Origin of the sequence: Halalkalibacterium ligniniphilum, from assembly GCF_000334155.1 — a bacterium.
In the GTDB taxonomy this organism is placed as follows: Bacteria; Bacillota; Bacilli; order Bacillales; family Bacillaceae_D; genus Halalkalibacterium; species Halalkalibacterium ligniniphilum.
On the sequence record NZ_ANNK01000189.1, the window covers coordinates 1 to 248 of the forward strand.

1 pseudogene is annotated in these 248 nt (G+C 55.2%); it reads right to left on the bottom strand.

From position 1 onward, the window contains the following. Window positions 1-248, bottom strand: a pseudogene (locus BLT_RS0121075) (CpsD/CapB family tyrosine-protein kinase); the annotation flags it as partial.

Here is a 248-nt window from a genome sequence, read left to right on the forward strand (position 1 = left end):
TTGATCGCCCCTTGGCGGTCGGTTCCGCCACTGCGAACAACAAGGATCGAGCCATCGCAGACATTCGCCAAAATTTGCGCATCGGCTACAGCGAGCATCGGCGGTGTGTCGAATAGCACATACTCGTACAAGCTAGTGACCTCCTCGATAAAACGGCTCATTGCATGGGAGCCAAGGAGCTCCGATGGATTCGGCGGAATCGGACCACTAGTAAGCACATCCAGATGTGGCACTTGGGTCGTTGCAAC